At 69.7% G+C, this 17,525-nt stretch carries 14 protein-coding genes; 7 read left to right on the top strand and 7 right to left on the bottom strand.

Features of this window, described 5'->3' with window-relative positions; translation table 11 throughout:
• From IG98_RS0107165 to IG98_RS0107155, 3 genes are read right to left on the bottom strand one after another with little or no spacing between them, the layout of a single operon-like run.
• A complete protein-coding gene (locus tag IG98_RS0107165) occupies positions 1 to 1,176 on the bottom strand; it encodes a DUF4350 domain-containing protein (protein ID WP_030907325.1) in 1,176 nt (391 codons plus the stop codon).
• On the bottom strand, positions 1,173 to 1,829 hold the full coding sequence (locus IG98_RS0107160) for a DUF4129 domain-containing protein (protein ID WP_084195171.1): 657 nt from the start codon (positions 1,827 to 1,829) through the stop codon (positions 1,173 to 1,175). The genes IG98_RS0107165 and IG98_RS0107160 overlap by 4 nt, the downstream gene beginning before the upstream one ends.
• A complete protein-coding gene (locus IG98_RS0107155; protein WP_245651422.1) occupies positions 1,814 to 2,866 on the bottom strand; it encodes a DUF7847 domain-containing protein in 1,053 nt (350 codons plus the stop codon). Before IG98_RS0107155 ends, IG98_RS0107160 begins: the two co-directional genes overlap by 16 nt.
• A 595-nt stretch (positions 2,867 to 3,461) precedes the next feature.
• Between IG98_RS0107155 and mtrA the strand changes: the two genes are divergently transcribed.
• From mtrA to IG98_RS0107125, 6 genes are all read left to right on the top strand, one after another.
• Entirely contained in the window at positions 3,462 to 4,139 is a 678-nt protein-coding gene (gene mtrA, locus IG98_RS0107150; protein WP_030907316.1) for an MtrAB system response regulator MtrA, read from the top strand.
• Positions 4,140 to 4,163: 24 nt separating this feature from the next.
• Positions 4,164 to 5,903, top strand: a complete 1,740-nt coding sequence (mtrB, locus tag IG98_RS0107145) for an MtrAB system histidine kinase MtrB (RefSeq protein WP_030907314.1) — start codon at positions 4,164 to 4,166, stop codon at positions 5,901 to 5,903.
• Positions 5,893 to 7,680: an LpqB family beta-propeller domain-containing protein gene (locus IG98_RS0107140; protein ID WP_030907311.1), complete on the top strand. Its 1,788-nt coding sequence runs from the start codon at positions 5,893 to 5,895 to the stop codon at positions 7,678 to 7,680. The genes mtrB and IG98_RS0107140 overlap by 11 nt, the downstream gene beginning before the upstream one ends.
• A 105-nt stretch (positions 7,681 to 7,785) precedes the next feature.
• Positions 7,786 to 8,490, top strand: a complete 705-nt coding sequence (locus IG98_RS0107135; protein WP_157594190.1) for a ComF family protein — start codon at positions 7,786 to 7,788, stop codon at positions 8,488 to 8,490.
• Positions 8,491 to 9,104: 614 nt separating this feature from the next.
• Positions 9,105 to 9,746, top strand: coding sequence for a ribosome hibernation-promoting factor, HPF/YfiA family (hpf, locus tag IG98_RS0107130; RefSeq protein WP_030907305.1), 642 nt, complete (start codon positions 9,105 to 9,107; stop codon positions 9,744 to 9,746).
• 94 nt (positions 9,747 to 9,840) lie between these two features.
• A complete protein-coding gene (locus IG98_RS0107125) occupies positions 9,841 to 10,545 on the top strand; it encodes a response regulator (RefSeq protein ID WP_030907303.1) in 705 nt (234 codons plus the stop codon).
• Positions 10,546 to 10,704: 159 nt separating this feature from the next.
• Here the strand turns inward: IG98_RS0107125 and IG98_RS0107120 are convergent, their stop codons facing one another.
• Positions 10,705 to 11,892 (bottom strand): winged helix-turn-helix domain-containing protein, encoded by a 1,188-nt coding sequence (locus IG98_RS0107120; protein WP_030907301.1) that lies wholly within the window; start codon positions 11,890 to 11,892, stop codon positions 10,705 to 10,707.
• A 134-nt stretch (positions 11,893 to 12,026) separates the two neighbouring features.
• A complete protein-coding gene (locus tag IG98_RS0107115; protein ID WP_037969486.1) occupies positions 12,027 to 12,272 on the bottom strand; it encodes an HGxxPAAW family protein in 246 nt (81 codons plus the stop codon).
• 253 nt (positions 12,273 to 12,525) lie between these two features.
• On the opposite strand from IG98_RS0107115, the gene secA reads away from it, so the two are divergent.
• Complete coding sequence (secA, locus tag IG98_RS0107110) at positions 12,526 to 15,339, top strand: preprotein translocase subunit SecA (protein WP_030907297.1); 2,814 nt, start codon at positions 12,526 to 12,528, stop codon at positions 15,337 to 15,339.
• Between the two features lie 47 nt (positions 15,340 to 15,386).
• Here the strand turns inward: secA and IG98_RS0107105 are convergent, their stop codons facing one another.
• Together IG98_RS0107105 and IG98_RS0107100 are read right to left on the bottom strand one after the other, a co-directional pair.
• Positions 15,387 to 15,896 (bottom strand): Rv3235 family protein, encoded by a 510-nt coding sequence (locus IG98_RS0107105; protein WP_030907295.1) that lies wholly within the window; start codon positions 15,894 to 15,896, stop codon positions 15,387 to 15,389.
• A gap of 216 nt (positions 15,897 to 16,112) precedes the next feature.
• Positions 16,113 to 17,480: a PTS transporter subunit EIIC gene (locus IG98_RS0107100; RefSeq protein WP_030907293.1), complete on the bottom strand. Its 1,368-nt coding sequence runs from the start codon at positions 17,478 to 17,480 to the stop codon at positions 16,113 to 16,115.
• Positions 17,481 to 17,525: the final 45 nt, after the last annotated feature.

Raw genomic sequence — 17,525 nt, 5'->3', positions numbered from 1 at the left:
TCACGACTTTCCGACCTGCCTTTCCACGATGTCCATGTATTCGGCCAGGGCTACCAGCCCGGCCTCGTCGAGTGGCGGAGGTCCGTACAGGGCGGCGCCCACATGTGGCGCCGGCTGGCCGGTCCGCTCGGCGATCGCGTTCACCAGCGCGTCGGTTCCCGCCCCTGAGGGCAGCCCGAGACGGGGGGTCACCCGGTCGACGAATCCGGCGCGCAGGGCCGCGGCGGCCCGATCGCGGGCCCGCCTCGCACGGTAGAGCCTGGCACGTCCCTCGACGGTCTCGGCCGCCCTGACGACGACGGGCAGCCGCTCGGCCACCACGGGACCGAGCCTGCGGCCCCGCCAGAGCGCCAGCAGCAACACCGCGACGAGCACCTGCAGCACGGCCCACTTGACCCCGCTGGGGATCAGATCGTAGAAATCCGCCTCACCCCGTGCCGCCGAGGTGGTCTCGGGGGGCGTCAGCCAGATCAGGGTGGGGCGCCCGCCGGCGAGGTTCGTCGCCAGCGCGGCGTTGCCGTCCTCGGTGAGCCGCAGGTTGGTCATGAACTGCCCGTCGCCGGTGACGGTGACCTTCCGGTCCCCGGTGGGGTGGAAGACCAGGGTGGGTCGCCCGTCGGCGGGGTAGCAGCCGGTCGCCCCGGCGGGCAGGGTGAACGCCGTGCCGCCGAGGTAGGCGCTGCCCGCCCTCGTCGCGGCCGGCAGCGCGCACCGGGGCTCGCGGGAGCGCGCCCGCACCTCCCGCACCGGGTGCACCCCCGGCGCGAGCCGCTCCAGATGTGACCGTACGCCTACCAGCAGCAGGTCCGACGGTGTCGCGGCGAGCCGATCCGCCTCCGCCTCGTCGAGTGGGAAGGCGTCGCTCACCAGCAGGGTGCTGCCGGTGGAACCGGCCTGCCTGGCCTGGGACTCGGCCTCGGCGACCGAGGTGACCCGCGCGACCCGCACGCCCCGCGCCTGGAGCAGCCGGGCCAGGCCCTTGCCGCCGGACAGCGAGGTGCCGGCGGGGTCGAGGGGTCTTCCCTCCGGTCCGGAGCCGCCGAGCAGCACACCGGTGACGGCGACGGCGACCACCAGGATCGCCACCAGGAGAGCGCCCCTGCCGCCGCGCCAGAGGCCGCGGGCGGTCGGCGAGGTGGAGGTCGACCCGGCTCGCTCGGGCGCGGCCAGGCTCATGGCGTCTCCATCCGTACGGACGGCGCCGGTCGGGCGGCGCGCAGGTGCTCGTCGAGAGCGCACATGACCCGGTACGCCTCAGGCGTGCCGGGCACCTCGCCGTAGGTCACGTCGTCGAACACCCGGGCCGCCGCGGCCAGTTCGGCGGCGAGCGCGGGTAGCGCGAGCCCGGCCTCGGCCGCCAGCTCCCCGGCGGTGCGGCCGGGCGTGGAATCGACGATCACGCGGTCCTCCAGGTCGCGGGCGACGGCCCGGAGCCGTTCGCGGACCGCCTCGGCCCACCGCGCCTCGGCGGCCAGCCGCTCGGCGGCCTCGCGGTGTTCGGCGGCGCTGAGGCGGCGGTCACCGAAGAGACCCTGCGCGCGCGCGGAGGTGGCCCTGGAGGTCCTGCGGGCGACCAGGAACACCGCGACGGCGATCCCGATCACGATCACGATGAGGACGGCCCGCGCCGCCAGGCTGCCGACGACGCCCGCCGACTCCTGGTCGAGCAGGTCGCCGAGGAACTGGTTCACCCCTCGCCACAGGCGGTCGACCAGGGGCTCCTTGGCGTACTCGGCTCCGAGCAGTTCCTGGATCGCCTGGCGTCGAGCCTCCTCGCGCCCGATGTCGATCGGGGACGTCGGGAACGGGAACGTCAGGAGTGGGACCACGGAGCTCCCTGATCGGGGAACCCGTGCCGTACGGGGCCGGGGGGCGTGATGGAGGGGTCCCACAGGTCGTCGGCCGAGGCATGGACCCAGCCCTGCCGTCGCTGCTCGATCGCCGCGGTCTGGAGCACCAGGTCGAACGCCTCGGTACGCATCCGCCGGTCGGCGTAGAGCAGGCCGTTGACCGCGGCCTGGAAGGGATAGGTGATCATCGCGCCGACGGTCGCGCCCACGGCGATGAGGACCGCCGTGGCGATCTGCGCCCCGAGGGAACCTCCGCCCAGCAGGCCCAGGAGGCTACCGCCCAGGGTGAACGGGAAGGAGAGCAACGTGCCGACCAGACCGGCGAGGATCTGGGTGAGCAGCAGGATGCCGAGTGTCCGCCAGAAGCCGCCGGAGACCAGGTTCCAGGACCTGCGCAGGGAGTCGACGACGCCGCGCCGTTCCAGCACCGCGGCCGCGGGGGCGAGCGCCAGCCGGGTGGTGATGAACAGGGCGTACGCCACGAAGGACAGCAGTGCCAGCAGGCCCGCGATGACCACCGCGGGGAGTCCGGCGTCGGCCGCGTCGAGCACGGCGAACAGCCCGACGATCAGGAGCATCGGGGCGAGCAGGGCCACCGTGCTGACGATCACCAGCCCGAACAGCGTGGGCACCCGGCTCCGGGTCAGCGCCCAGGCCTCGCCCGTCGTCATCTTGCCGCCGAAGACGGCGCGGCCCAGGATGCGCGTCAGCACGCCGGTCAGCAGCGTCACCGCCACGAGCTGCACCGCGTAGGAGAGCAGGGTGCCGCCGTACTGGGAGAGGAAGCTCATCTCCGGGAGGTCCGCCGGCGCGGTCGGGTCCGTCCGGTTCTCCAGGATCGCCGCGGTGGAGCCCAGCAGGAGCGCCTGCGCGATCGCCACGGGGATCGCGCTCAGCGCCGCGGCGATCGCGGACAGACCCAGGACGCTCTTGGGGTTGGAGCGGATCAGTTTGATCGCGCCGTCCAGGATGTCGCCCAGGCCGAGCGGGCGCAGCGGGATGATCCCGGGGCGCATCGCAGGGGGCTCCTGGCGCACGCCGTAGGGCGGCGAGCCATGGGGTGGCGAGCCATGGGGCGGCGGACCGTAGGGGCCCTGCTGGTGCGGTGCCTGGCCGTGGGGTGGCCCGGGAGGCGGTGGGCCCGCGGGGGGACCGGGGACCGAGCCGGGTGCGGTCCACGGCGATCCCGGGGCATCGCCGTACGGCGGAGGTTGGTTGGACGCCCAGCCCGGGGGCGTACCGGGAGCGGAGCCGTGACCGTCTGACATATCCCAATCCTGGCATGTGGTCACACCGTTCGTGATGATCGGGCGATCACGCGGACGTTTCATCTCCCCGAAGAGCGGCGGAGATGCCAGAGGGATGGCCGAGACGCCGTCGCTTACCGCAGACTGGGACCGTGGGCATCGCCGCCCGGCGTTCGCAGTCGCCGGGACCGGTGGTGACCGTGCGGGGGCACCATTGCGCGCTTCGCGTTGTGTACGCCTAAAGTTCGTCATTCGGAAGGCTGGTCGTTGGCCGGTGCCATCTACTTGACGGACAAGGGTAATCTTCGACGACCGAGCGGTTTATCCCAATAACTCCCGAACTGCGTAAACCGAATGAGGGGCCATGAAAGGACGCGTGCTGGTCGTCGACGACGACGCCGCTCTCGCCGAGATGCTCGGTATCGTGCTGCGCGGGGAGGGTTTCGAACCTTCCTTCGTCTCCGATGGTGACAAGGCGCTCGACGCGTTCCGCGACACTCGGCCGGATCTTGTACTGCTCGACCTGATGCTGCCCGGCGCCGACGGGATCGACGTCTGCCGCCGGATCCGGGCCGAGTCCGGGGTGCCGATCGTCATGCTGACGGCCAAGAGCGACACCATCGATGTGGTGCTCGGCCTGGAGTCCGGGGCCGACGACTACATCGTCAAGCCCTTCAAGCCCAAGGAACTCGTCGCCAGGGTGCGAGCCAGGCTGCGCCGCACCGACGAGCCGACGCCGGAGATCCTGCAGATCGGCGACATCACCATCGACGTCGCCGGGCACTCGGTCAAGCGGGAGGAGGAGACCATAAACCTCACCCCGCTGGAGTTCGACCTGCTGGTCGCCCTCGCCCGCAAGCCGCGTCAGGTCTTCACCCGCGAGGTCCTGCTCGAACAGGTCTGGGGCTACCGCCACGCGGCCGACACCCGCCTGGTCAACGTGCACGTCCAGCGACTGCGAGCGAAGATCGAGAAGGACCCGGAGCATCCCGAGATCGTCGTGACGGTCCGGGGGGTCGGTTACAAGGCCGGCCCGGCCTAGTCGATACTCCCCCCGGAGCCCGAGATGCCTCCCGCACCGAAGAAACGTCGTCGCACCCCGCGCCAGTTGCTGCGGGGTGCCCGGCGTCGTACCCGGCGGGCGGCCGGGAGGGCGCGCCGTGTCTTCTGGCGCTCGCTCCAGCTGCGCGTGGTCACCAGCACGATGGTCATCTCCATCGTGGTCGTCGCCGTGCTCGGCGTCTTCCTCATGCAGCAGATCGTCAGGACCACCCTGGAGACCAGGGAGAGCGCGGCGAAGAGCGAGGCCCAGGCCGACCGGAACGCGGTGCTCGGCTATCTCAACCAACCGGCCGAGGCCGCCAAGCAGCCCGTCGAGTCGGGCCAGGCGCTCCAGCCGGGGGGAAGCAGCCCGCTCAGCCAGGCCACCGAGGCGCTCGCGCGGCGGGCCGGGTCCGCCAGCCGCTACTCGGTGATCATCCGTAACGAGGGGCTGTCGGGGGAGTTCTACGGCACCACGAACATCGACCCCGTCAGCATCCCGGCCCGGCAGCGCGACGAGCTGTTCAAGAAGGAGGCGGGCGAGGACAGCACCTGGTACACCCCGCTGTACTACAAGGGGCAGCCCGACCAGCCGGTGCCCGGAATGATCATCGGTACCCGCCTCGACACCTGGGGGACCAGGCTCGACTCGTCGTATGAGATCTACCACCTCGTCCCGCTGGACAAGGAGGAGAAGACGCTCGCCTCCGTCCAGCAGATGATCATCCTTGTCGGCGCCGGCCTCGTGCTGCTGCTGGCCGCGATCTCCTCCCTGGTCACCCGCCAGGTCGTCACGCCGGTGCGGCTGGCCAGGCAGGCCGCCGAGCGGCTGGCCGCAGGGCGCCTGGACGAGCGTCTGAAGGTCCGCGGGGAGGACGACCTGGCCCGCCTGGCCACCTCCTTCAACGAGATGGCCGCCAACCTGGCACTGAAGATCCACCAGTTGGAGGAGCTCTCCCAGGTCCAGCGGCAGTTCGTCTCGGACGTCTCACACGAGCTTCGCACCCCGCTGACCACCGTGCGGATGGCCGCCGACCTGCTCTACGATGCCCGCGAGGACTTCGACCCGATGGCGGCCAGGTCGGCCGAGCTGATGCAGAACCAGCTCAACCGGTTCGAGGCGATGCTCGCCGACCTCCTGGAGATCAGCCGTTACGACGCGGGCGCGGCCGACCTCGACGTCGACTCGGTGGACGTCAGGGACGTGGTGCTGCGCGCCGTCGCCGACTCCGAGGCGCTGGCCGAGCGCCACTCCACCCGCTTCGACCTGCGCCTGCCCGGCGAGCCCTGCATGGCGGAGATGGACAGCCGCAGGGTCGAGCGCATCCTGCGCAACCTGCTGTTCAACGCGATAGAGCATGGCGAGGGCCGGGACATCGTCGTCTCGGTCGCCGCGGACAGGGACGCGGTGGCGGTGGCCGTACGCGACCACGGGGTGGGGTTGAAACCCGGTGAGGAGAGCCTGGTCTTCGACCGGTTCTGGCGGGCCGACCCGTCCAGGGCGCGCACGATCGGCGGTACGGGTCTGGGCCTGGCGATCTCCAGGGAGGACGCCATCCTGCACGGCGGCTGGCTGCAGGCCTGGGGTTCGCACGGGGAGGGGTCGCAGTTCCGGCTCTCGCTGCCCAGGGTGGCAGGGGCGGTCCTGCGGGGCTCGCCGCTGCCGCTGGTACCGCCGGAGGTGGAGATGCGCCGCACGTGGCGCGGGCACATGACGCCGGTGCTGTCGCCCGCGGTGGCCGACGGGGGACGCGATGACGACTGAGAGCGCGCGGAGGGCGGGGACGGCGATCCTGGCCGTCACCCTGGTCTGTGGAGTATCGGCCTGCTCGGTCATCCCCACCGGCGGCAAGTCCGTCGTCGCCGTCGACAACGAGCGCAAGGGCAATCCGCTGGGCGACCCGTACGCGCGGGTCATCGCGATGCCGCCGAAGGCCGCCTGGTCGCCGGAGGAGGTCGTCACCGGCTTCCGCGCCGCGATGGCGAGCCCCGACGACCCCGACTTCCAGGTCGCCCGCCAGTACCTCACCGGTGACTTCGCGAACAAGTGGAACCCGCACAGCGGCGTCACGGTCTACCGGCAGGGCGACTATGAGAAGTTCGCGCCGCTCCGGGAGGGGGACGAGCATGCCCAGGTCACACTCAAGGGCACCAAGACCGCCACCATCGATCAGGACGGCCGTTACCGTCCGAGCGGCGGCCCGCTGAACCAGCCCTTCACGCTCGCCAAGGGGGCGGGCGGGGAGTGGCGCATCAGCACGGCCCCCGACGGGCTCCTGCTCTCCGAGGCCGACGTCGCCCGCGGCTACCTCCCCGTGGATCTCTATTTCCTGGACTCCCACTGGAAGGGGTTGGTGGTCGATCAGGTGCGGGTACCGATCGACCCGGCCGCCAACTTCGCCAAGACGACCGTGGAGCGGCTGCTTCGGGGACCGAGCAGCTCCCTCAAGGGCTCGGTGCGCTCCGCCCTCGCCGACACCGAGCTGATCGACGTCACCACCGAGAACAACCGGGTCGTCGTCGACCTCACCAGGCGGGTGGACCCCGACCTGATCGACCCGATGTCGGCCCAGCTCGCCGCGACGCTCACCGCGCTCACCAAGGGCGGCTGGGGCTTCGAGGTCAAGGTCAACGGCGAGTCGTACTACGCCGACACGCCGCTGCAGATCGACGCCCAGGAGCAGTCGAACTTCGACCCGTGGACGACCCCCGACACCGTCACCTCGTTCTATCTCGCCGATGGCGCCCTGTGGCTGCTGGACAAGGAGAACGTCGGGCGGCCGGTGCCGGGCAGGGCCGGCCAGAAGAAGAGCGGGCTGACCCGCCCGGCGATCAGCGGCCAGCCGGTGCAGCAGGTGGCGGCGCTCGCCCAGGACGGCAAGAGCGTCTCGGTCGCGCCCCTCGCCGCGGGCGGCGAGTGGCGGGTGTGGGCCACCGGCGAGTCCCTCATCCAGCCGTCGTGGGACCGCTACGACACGCTCTGGACCGTCGACCGGCCCAACGACCACACCTCGATCGTGACCAGGCACGACGGCGACAACAAGCACCGCTACCGGGTGTCGGCCCCCGACCTGGAGACGCTCTACGTCAAGTCGCTGAAGGTCGCGCGGGACGGCGTGCACGTCGCGGTGGTCGTCAAGGACGGGCTGGGCGAACAGGTCCACGTCGGCACCGTCATCGGTGAGCGGGAGAACACGCGCATCGCCAACCTCCAGACCGTGGTGGACAGTGAGGGCAAGCGGACGATCGAGGACATAGCCTGGAAGGACGGCAAGACCCTCTACGCGCTCACCGGCAAATCGGAGCTGCTGGAGGCGTCGGTCACCGCGGAGCCGAAACCCCTGGCCTTCGACTCACGGATAGGGATAGAGAGCATCACCGCGCTGGACAGCATCCTGCTGGCCGGGGCCAAGGACGACCAGGGCAACCGGCAGGTCCTCTACTGGACCTCCACCAAGTGGGAGCCACTGGTCAAGAACGAGACCGGTTCGACGGACTTCACCGAGAACGGACCGTCCGCGCCGGCCTTCCCCCTGGGCTGAGCCGCCTCGACCACGGGCCGCCCCGGGCCTCCCATGGCGGGGGCGGGATCCAGGCCGGTGCTCTGGGCTGGGCTTTTTGTCGGTGCGACATGACATCTTGGGCTGGTGACGACCGCCATGCTCGACCTGATCCTGCCGCCCCGCTGCGCCGGATGCGACGCGCCGGGCTCCCTCGTCTGTCCCCGCTGCGCGGCGGAGCTGCACGGAACGCCCGCGCGCCGGATGCCCGACCCCGCCCCGCCGGGCCTGCCGGAGTGCTGGTCGGCGGCCGAGTACACCCCCGCCGTACGGCGGGCGGTCATCGCCTACAAGGAGCGCGGCCGCACGGTCCTCGCGCCTCCCCTGGCCGGGGCCCTGGCCCTGGCCGTCGCCACGGCGGCCGGCGAGCGGCCGGTGCTGCTCGTGCCGGTGCCCAGCGCCCGACCGGCCCATCGGCGCCGCGGGCACGACCCGGTGGCCAGGCTCGCGGAGCTGGCGGCCGGTTGCCTCCGTCAGGCCGGCTGGCCCGCGACCGTGGCGAGGGTTCTCGCCCAGCGGCGGCGGGTCGCCGACCAGGCGGGGCTGAGTTCGCTCCAGCGGGCTGCGAATCTGTCCACAGCCTTCTCTGTCACGGTCGGCCGCAACGCGCCTGTGCCACGCTCCTGGGGCGGCACAGAGGCGGTTGTGCTGGTCGACGACATCGTCACCACCGGGGCGACGCTCGCGGAGGCCGCGAGGGCGATGCGCGAGGTCGGCGTGACGCCGTCCTTCGCCGCCACGGTCGCGGCGACACGCCGGAGAGTCCGAACCGGCGAACGAGACGGAGGGTAACGGGCTCGCGGAGCCGATGGCCGGTCGCCTCCGTCGGGCCGGCCGGCCCGCGACACGCCGGAGAGTCCGAACCGGCGAACGTGACGGAGGGTAAAGGGCGGTTCGACGCCCCACCTCACTCCGGGGCCACACCTCACTGTCTCGATCGTGCCTTCTGGGCTGCTCAGCGGTGGCGAGCGGCTCTCGCCTCCGGCGCCGCCCACCCGTGGGGACAGGGTCTTTGATGATCGGCCGCCAGGCTGTGAACCACCCAAAGTGATCCTTGACCCGATCGCCAAGCTGACATTCGGCCGGGATGCGGATAGCGTCTGAGCCATGGCACCCGCTCGGGTCCGTGGTTGCGCCGGACCGACCTCCGACAGGAGGCCGGCACGGCTAGCCGATGCCAGCCGCAGGCCAAACGGTCCACGTAAGACGACTTTTCGTCGGTCGATCACGGTGCGGCTTAGAGGTAAGTCCTGCCTTCCCGGGGAGCCAGATGTTCCTCGCCAGAAGAGAAGGGCATGTAGTGGCAAAGAGCTGCGAAACCCTCAGCAGGCGGATGTGGGGACGAAGACCAGGTCGGCCGAGCGGGTGCCGCAGTACCACCGTCGAGATTCGAAGGGGGGCCGTGCATGGAGATCATCGTCAAGGGTCGGCACACCGGAGTGAGTGACCGATTCCGTGACCACGTGAACACCAAGCTGGCCAGGATCGAGCGTTTGGACCACAAGCTCATTCGCGTTGACGTGGAGGTGTCCAAAGAACGTAATCCCCGTATCGTCGATCAGCGAGAGCGCGTCGAGCTCACCATTCATTCACGTGGTCCAGCGGTCCGGGCGGAGGCCTCGGCCGACGACCGTTTCGCCGCCCTTGACATCGCACTCGGCAAGCTCGAAGGACGGCTGCGGCGCCTCGCCGACCGGAGAAAGATCCACCACGGCAACCACTGTCCCCCCTCGGTCGCCGAACTGACGGCCACCGCGCTCGCGGAGACGTTCGAGAGCGCCCCGGCCGGGCCGCCCACCGAACAGGCCGAGACCGACCTTTCCGAGGACAAGACCATCATCCCGATCCAGATGGATGGGGACGGGCCGTTGATGGTCAGGGAGAAGTTCCACAGGGCCGATCCCATCACGATCGACCAGGCACTTCTGGAGATGGAATTGGTGGGGCACGACTTCTACCTGTTCCGTGACAAGGAGAGCGGGCAGCCGAGCGTCGTATACCTGCGTCAGGGGTACAACTACGGCGTGCTGCGGCTCGTCGAGCCCTGACGAACGCGCTCAAAGATCCTCTCCGACCAACCGAGGACCATGAAACCCGTGTAATCATGGCGGTCCACCGGCTCTGGCCCCCCGAGGAGGAGGCGTGACGGAACCCGACGACGCGACCAGCTCGACCGGACGCGGCGAACCGATCCGCGTGCTGATCGTTGACGATCACGCGCTGATCCGCCGCAGCCTGGAGATGGCGCTGGCCGCGGAGACGGACATCGAGGTTGTCGGCGAGGCGAGCGACGGGCAAGAGGCGGTCGAGCTCGCCGACCGCCTCACTCCGGATGTCATGCTCATGGACGTCCGGATGCCACGAAGAAGCGGTATCGAGGCCACTCGTGAGATCAAGGCCTCGGTGCCGAGCACGCGGATCATCATGTTGACCGTGAGTGACGAGGAAGAAGATCTCTTCGAGGCGATCAAGGCGGGTGCCACCGGCTACCTGCTGAAGAACGTCCAGCTCGACGAGGTGCCGGAGGCCGTACGCGGTGTCCACGAAGGACAGTCGCTGATCAATCCGGCGATGGCCGCCAAACTCATCAGCGAGTTCGCCAGCATGAGCCGCAAGGAGGCCGAGCGGCCCCCGCAGCTCCCCGTCCCGCGTCTGACCGACCGGGAGATGGAAGTGCTCCGCCTGGTCGCGAAGGGGATGAACAACCGCGAGATAGCCAAACAGCTGTTCATCTCCGAGAACACGGTGAAGAACCACGTCAGGAACATCCTGGACAAGCTTCAGCTCCACTCCCGGATGGAGGCGGTGGTCTACGCGGTCCGCGAGCGGATGCTTGAGATCACCTGACCCGCCCCGGGTGCGGTGACCGCGGGACGGTCACCGCGCCCGTGCCGCCGTACGGGCGCGGAGGCCGGGGCCTCACGGCGCCTGGGCGGCCCAGCGTCGTGGTCCGGCGTCACGGCTCGGCGAGATCGGCCAGGTGCGCCCGTGCTCAGCGCACCCGGCTCAGCGCGCCCGGCCCAGGGCGTCCTGGAGGGGGTCGGCCAGCAGGGGATCCACCCGCTCGACCCGGACGGCATCGCAGCCGACCCAGCTCGCCGCCTCCCAGAGCGCCCCGGCCAGCGAGGTCGCGCCTCTGCCGGGTGTGACGCCGGGTTCAAGGCTCACCTGGCGGGCCACCAGGGTGGCGCCCTCACGGGCGGGGTCGACGCGCCCGATCAGCCGACCCCCGGCCAGGACCGGCATCGTGAAGTAGCCGTGGACGCGCTTCTCCCTGGGAACGTACGCCTCAAGGCGGTGGTTGAAACCGAACACGCGGGCGGTGCGCGCGCGATCCCAGACGAGGGAGTCGAACGGGGAGAGCGGAGTCGTCCGGTGCCGGCCCCTGGGCTCGGTCTCCAGCGCGGCGGGATCGGCCCAGGCGTCGGCGGCACGTTCGGGCCACTCGGGGACGCGGACGGGGACCAGCCCGGCGGACCCGTCGCGCAGGCAGCTGTCGAGCAGCAGTGCCTCGGGCGCCTTCAGGCGCAGGAAGTCGACGAGGTCGGCGCGGGTGGCCACCCCGAGCGCGCGCCCGGCGATGCCGGCGAGCCGGGTGATGCACTCGGCGTCGGACGGCTCCTCGGCCAGCAGATGCCCGGGGACCGTGCGCTCGGCCAGGTCGTAGACGCGGCGCCAGCCCACCCTGCGGGTGCAGACGACCTCGCCGGTGTCGAGCAGCCACTCAATGGCGATCTTGGAGTCGGACCAGTCCCACCACGGGCCGCCCTTCTTGGCTCCGCCGATGTCGGCGGTGGTGATCGGACCGCTCTCACGGACCCGCTGCAGCACCTTGTCGACGCTGTCGGGCACCTCGTGCCAGCGGAACTTCCTGGTCCGGAAATACCTCCGCCTGAAGGCGTACAGCGGCCAGTCGTCGATCGGCAGGACGCAGGCGGCATGACACCAGTACTCGAAGGCCCTGGCGGGCTCGTCCCAGTAGGCCCGCTCGACCTCCCGCCTGCCGACGGCGCCGAGGCGGGCGTACGCGACCAGTTCGTGGGAGCGGGCCAGCACGGAGATCGTGTCGAGCTGGACGGCGCCCAGGCGGCGCAGGGCCGCGGGGGCGCCGCCGCGTCGGGACTCCGCGCCGAGGAACCCCTGAGCGCGGAGGATGATACGACGGGCCTCGTCTGAAGAGAGGGAGAGCTTCATTGACCGCCCCGGGAGAAGACAACACGGTGTGCGGCTGAGGCTAGCGCCTGACACCGACGAAAATGTTATGCCGGTGTCAGAACACCGCCGGACGGGGTGGATCCGGGTCGGGTGAGGGCGAGCCCCACCCGGTGTCAGCCAAGGACGCCCCGGGCGGTCCGGTCGCGCGTCGTGCGCCGCCCGTCCAGGACGACGTCCTGGAAGACCCGGAAGACCAGCACCAGAATGGCCCCGATGGCGCAGACCGTCGTGCCCGCCCACAGGAGAAACCAGTCGGGGCCCATGCAGAGGCCGGTTCCGGCGATGCCGAACCCCAACATGATCACGGTCACCGCCAGCCAGGATGACGCCCTGCCCCAGTGGTTGTCCCTCGCCGTCACGGCCTCTCCCTCCGGGGGGGCGATGTCGGGTCCGCACGGTCACCTGATGCGGACATGACAAAAGACGACATACCCTTTGAAGCTGGCCGTACTCTCTCAAAGAAGCGGGCAAGGAACTCCACAGGCCGCAAGAGCGTCTTTCAGGGTGGCTGTGTCTGGTGGCGGAACCGCCTACGATGGCAGCGGAGAACCATGTCTCGTCCTCAGCCGGGCCGGTCCGGCCGCGGAAGACCTGCGAGGAGCTTTACCTAAAGTGCCAGCCTTTCTCGATAAGATTCTTCGCGCCGGCGAAGGCAAGCTTCTGCGTAAGCTCAAGCGGATCGCCGACCAGGTCAACTCCATTGAAGACGACTTCACGAGCCTGACCGATGCCGAGCTTCGCGCGCTGACCGCCGACTACAAGCAGCGCTACATCGACGGCGAGTCTCTCGACGACCTGCTTCCCGAGGCCTTCGCCACCGTTCGCGAGGCGTCCCGGAGGGTGCTGGGCAAGCGCCACTTCGACGTGCAGATCATGGGCGGGGCCAACCTGCACATGGGCAACATCTCGGAGATGCGCACCGGTGAGGGCAAGACCCTCACCTGTACGCTGCCCACCTACCTCAACGCCATCTCGGGCAAGGGCGTCCACGTCATCACGGTCAACGACTACCTGGCCAAGCGCGACGGCGACGAGATGGGCCGCATCCACCGCTTCCTCGGTCTCGAGGTCGGCGTGATCCTGGCCAACATGCCCTCCGACGAGCGCCGCAAGCAGTACAACGCCGACATCACGTACGGCACGAACAACGAGTTCGGCTTCGACTACCTGCGCGACAACATGGCGTGGTCGCTGGAGGAGTGCGTCCAGCGCGGTCACCACTTCGCCGTCGTCGACGAGGTCGACTCGATCCTCATCGACGAGGCCAGGACGCCACTGATCATCTCAGGGCCCGGTGAGCAGTCCGGCAAGTGGTACTCCGAGTTCGCCAAGATCGTTCCCCGGCTCCGCAGGGGCACCGAGGGCAAGGACGGCGAGGAGAACACCGGCGACTACGCCGTCGACGAGAAGAAGCGCACGGTCGGCATCTTCGAGTCCGGCGTGGAGAAGGTCGAGGACTGGCTCGGCATCGAGAACCTCTACAAGCCCGAGCACACTCACCTGGTCGGCTTCCTCAACAACGCGCTGAAGGCCAAGGAGCTCTACAAGAAGGACAAGGACTACATCGTCGTCGACGGTGAGGTCCTGATCGTCGACGAGTTCACCGGTCGCGTCCTGCACGGCCGCCGCTACAACGAGGGCATGCACCAGGCCATCGAGGCGAAGGAAGGCGTCAAGATCAAGGACGAGAACCAGACTCTCGCCACGATCACGCTGCAGAACTACTTCCGCCTCTACGAGACGCTCTCCGGCATGACCGGCACCGCGGCGACCGAGGCCAACGAGTTCCACCAGACCTACAAGCTGGGTGTCGTCCCGATCCCGACGAACCGGCCGATGATCCGCAAGGACCAGGCCGACGTGGTCTACAAGACCGAGGACGCCAAGTTCCTGGCCAGTGTCGAGGACATCAAGGAGCGCTACGAGAAGGGCCAGCCGGTCCTGGTCGGCACCACGAGCGTCGCCAAGTCCGAGCGCCTGGCCAAGGAGCTCAAGCGCAAGGGCATCAAGCACGAGGTCCTCAACGCGAAGAACCACGCTCGTGAGGCCGCGATCATCGCCGAGGCGGGCCGCAAGCACGCCGTCACCGTGGCCACCAACATGGCCGGTCGAGGCACCGACATCATGCTCGGCGGCAACCCCGACTTCCGTGCCGACCTGGAGCTGCGTAGCCGCGGCCTCGACCCGGTCGAGACCCCGGAGGAGTACGAGAAGGCCTGGGGCGAGGCGCTGGAGAAGGCCAGGGAGGCCGTGAAGGCCGAGCACGACGAGGTCACCGAACTCGGCGGCCTCTACGTCCTGGGCACCGAGCGGCACGAGTCGCGGCGCATCGACAACCAGCTCCGCGGCCGTTCCGGCCGTCAGGGGGACCCGGGCGAGTCGCGCTTCTACCTCTCGCTTGAGGACGACCTCATGCGCCTGTTCAACTCGGCCAGGGTCGAGATGATCATGACGCGCCTCAACATCCCGGACGACGTACCGATCGAGTCGGGCATCGTCTCCAAGGCCATCGCCTCCGCACAGCACCAGGTCGAGCAGCAGAACTTCGAGATCCGCAAGAACGTTCTGAAGTACGACGAGGTCATGAACCGGCAGCGCAAGGTGATCTACGCCGAGCGCCACCAGGTGCTGGAGGGCGCGGACCTGCACGAGCAGATCCGTGGCTTCGTCAACGACGTGATCGACGAGTACATCGCGGGTGCCACCGCCGAGGGCTTCGCCGAGGAGTGGGACCTCGACAAGCTGTGGAAGGCACTCGGCCAGCTCTACCCGATCAGCATCACCGCCGACGAGCTCATCGAGGAGGCCGGGAGCCGCGAGGAACTCACCGCCCAGTTCCTCAACGAGCGGGTGAAGGCCGACGCGATGGCCGCCTACGACCGTCGCGAGGAGGAGATCAACGCGCAGGCCATGAACCCGGAGGGTATGCGGGTGCTGGAGCGCCGCGTCATCCTGTCGGTTCTCGACCGCAAGTGGCGCGAGCACCTGTACGAGATGGACTACCTCCAGGAGGGCATCGGCCTGCGCGCGATGGCCCAGCGCGACCCGCTGATCGAATACCAGCGCGAGGGCTTCGAGATGTTCTCCCAGATGCTTGAGGGCATCAAGGAGGAGTCGGTCGGCTACCTGTTCAACCTTGAGGTCGAGGTGCAGAGCAACCCGATCGTCGAGGAGGCCGAGCCTTCCGAGGACGTGGCGATCGCGGAGACCCGCTCGATCATCGCCCGTGGCCTGCGCGGCCCGCAGCGCCCCGCCGAGCTGGAGTACACGGCTCCGGGGGAGAGCGGTGAGGTGGAGCACACCCGGATCAGGACCAAGGCCGAGCGTGACGCGTACGGCAACGTCGAGCGCAACGCGCCGTGCCCCTGCGGTTCCGGCAAGAAGTACAAGCGCTGCCACGGCGACCCCAAGAACGCCGAGGTCTGATCGCTGACCGGAGGGCCCGCACCCGTGGGTGCGGGCCCTCCGGCGTGTCAGGGAGTCGTCTCGAAATCGGTGCAGAGCCACCGCACGCCCCTGCGCTCCAGCCTGAGCGCCAGGACGCGCGAGCGGTCGCCGCAGTCGACCACCGCGCACATCTCCACCACCCCGTCCTCGGGCTGGGAGATGTGGGCCCTGCCCGCCCGGGGCGGGCGCGCACTGTTGATGATCTTCCCGCTCCTGGTCAGCTCGGCCTGGGCCCTGCCGGTCAGGTGACAGGAGACGCTCGCCGGCGGCCGCCTGCCGGACAGGATCTCGGCGACGGCCTGCGCGAGGGCACGCAGCCGCCGCGCGTCGGGGATAGCCCCCGGAGGGCCCCAGATCAGTGGCTTCCCGGTCGGAGGCGCCGGCGCCTCGGGTTCGAGGGCGAGAGCGAGGGTTCCCTGCACGTACGGAGGCATGGCCGGGATGTCCGTCGCGGGGCGGTCCTCGTCGTAGGGCGGCTCGGCGGCGGGGGACGGCGCGATCCGGGGAAGCGGCGCCGGACGTCGTGGGGGCGACATGGGTGACTCCGATTGGGCTCGGCTTGCGAGTGGAGAAACTGACACATGAAGGAGTTTCCGGCCCACTGCCCAGATACGCGGCCCGCCAACTTTCCGAAAATCCCGGCTGGTTCGTCCCTTCGGGCGGAGAAGGTGACCTTGAGCTGGAGTGGTCCATCCCCGAGGGGGGCGGTTTCCGGCCCGAGCTGTGATCTTCGCTGGACGGCCGAAACCACTTCAGGAGCCAGGCGGTCCGGCCTCAGGGCCGCCAGGCACCGCACCGGGGGGCGCGGCCGGCTCGCCGGAGTCGATGTCGGGTTCGGGCTCGCGGCCGGGGGTCATGATGTTCAGCCTCCTGATCAGGAAGCTGAATACGGAGTAGTAGATCACCGCGTAGACCAGCCCCATCACGATGACGATCGGTATCCCCCGGGCGTTGGGCGCGGTCCCGTACAGGCCCAGGTCGATCAGCCCTGAGGAGAAGCTGAAGGCTAGCTTGGCGCCCAGGGCGGAGGCGAGGGCCATGGAGATGCCGGTCAGCACGATGTGGATCACGAACAGCACCGGAGCCACGAAGATGAAGGCGAACTCGATCGGCTCGGTGATCCCGGTGAGGAAGGCGGTGAGCGCCGCGGAGATCATGATCGAGCCGACCGCGGTGCGCCGGTGTGGCGGTGCGGCCCGCCAGATGGCGATCGCGGCGGCCGGCAGGCCGAACATGAGGACCGGGTAGAAGCCGGCCTCGAAGCCGCCGTAGCCGACGGCGCCGCTGTTGAAGCAGATCATGTCCCCGGCGAGTTTCTTGCCGTCGACCACGCACTCGGGGACCTGGGTCCAGATCACGTTGTTGACGATGTGGTGCATGCCGAGGGGGAGCAGGGCGCGGTTGACCATGCCGTAGATCCCGGCGCCGAGTTCGCTGTTGGAGGCGAGCCAGGTCCCGGAGGCGCGGACCCAGCCGCCGAGCACCGGCCAGACGAAGCCAAGGAACACCCCGATCACCAGCCCGGCGAAGGCGGTGAGGATCGGCACCAGGCGGCGCCCGCCGAAGAAGGCCAGCCAGGTCGGCAGCCTGGTGCGGTGGTAGCGCTGCCAGAGCAGCGCCGAGACCAGGCCCATGATGATGCCGCCGAGCACCCTGGTCGGGTTCTGCGCGCCGAGGTCGAGTACCACGCTGGGAACGCCAGGGGTGGCCCGCTCGAACACCTCGGTGGTGATGGACTCCCTCAGGTCGGCGTCGAACAGGATGAAGAACATGTTCATGCTGACGGCGTGGAAGACCAGATAGCCGACAAGCGCGGCCAGGGCGGTGGAGCCGTCGGCCTTGCGGGCGAACCCGATGGCGACACCGATCGCGAACAGGATGGGCAGGTTGTCGAAGAGCGCGCCGCCCGCGGTGCCGACGACACGGGCCACATCGTCGAGCAGGACGCTGTCGGTCCGGCCGAGGAGGTCGTCCCGTCCGAGCCTGAGCAGCAGGCCCGCGGCGGGCAGGACCGCGATCGGCAGCATCAGGGAACGACCCAGGCGCTGGAGCACGCTCATCGCGGCGGACCCGGGCCGGTGGGCGGCGGACAGGCCCGCGTCCGCCGAGGGGGGACTCATCGGGCTTTCCTCCAGGGGGTGGGGGGGAGGAGTGCGGCGAGGGGC

Origin of the sequence: Streptosporangium amethystogenes, from assembly GCF_000721075.1 — a bacterium.
Classification (GTDB): domain Bacteria; phylum Actinomycetota; class Actinomycetes; order Streptosporangiales; family Streptosporangiaceae; genus Streptosporangium; species Streptosporangium amethystogenes.
The sequence above is the reverse complement of the archived record's forward strand: the minus strand, read 5'-3'. Positions and strand labels throughout refer to the sequence as shown.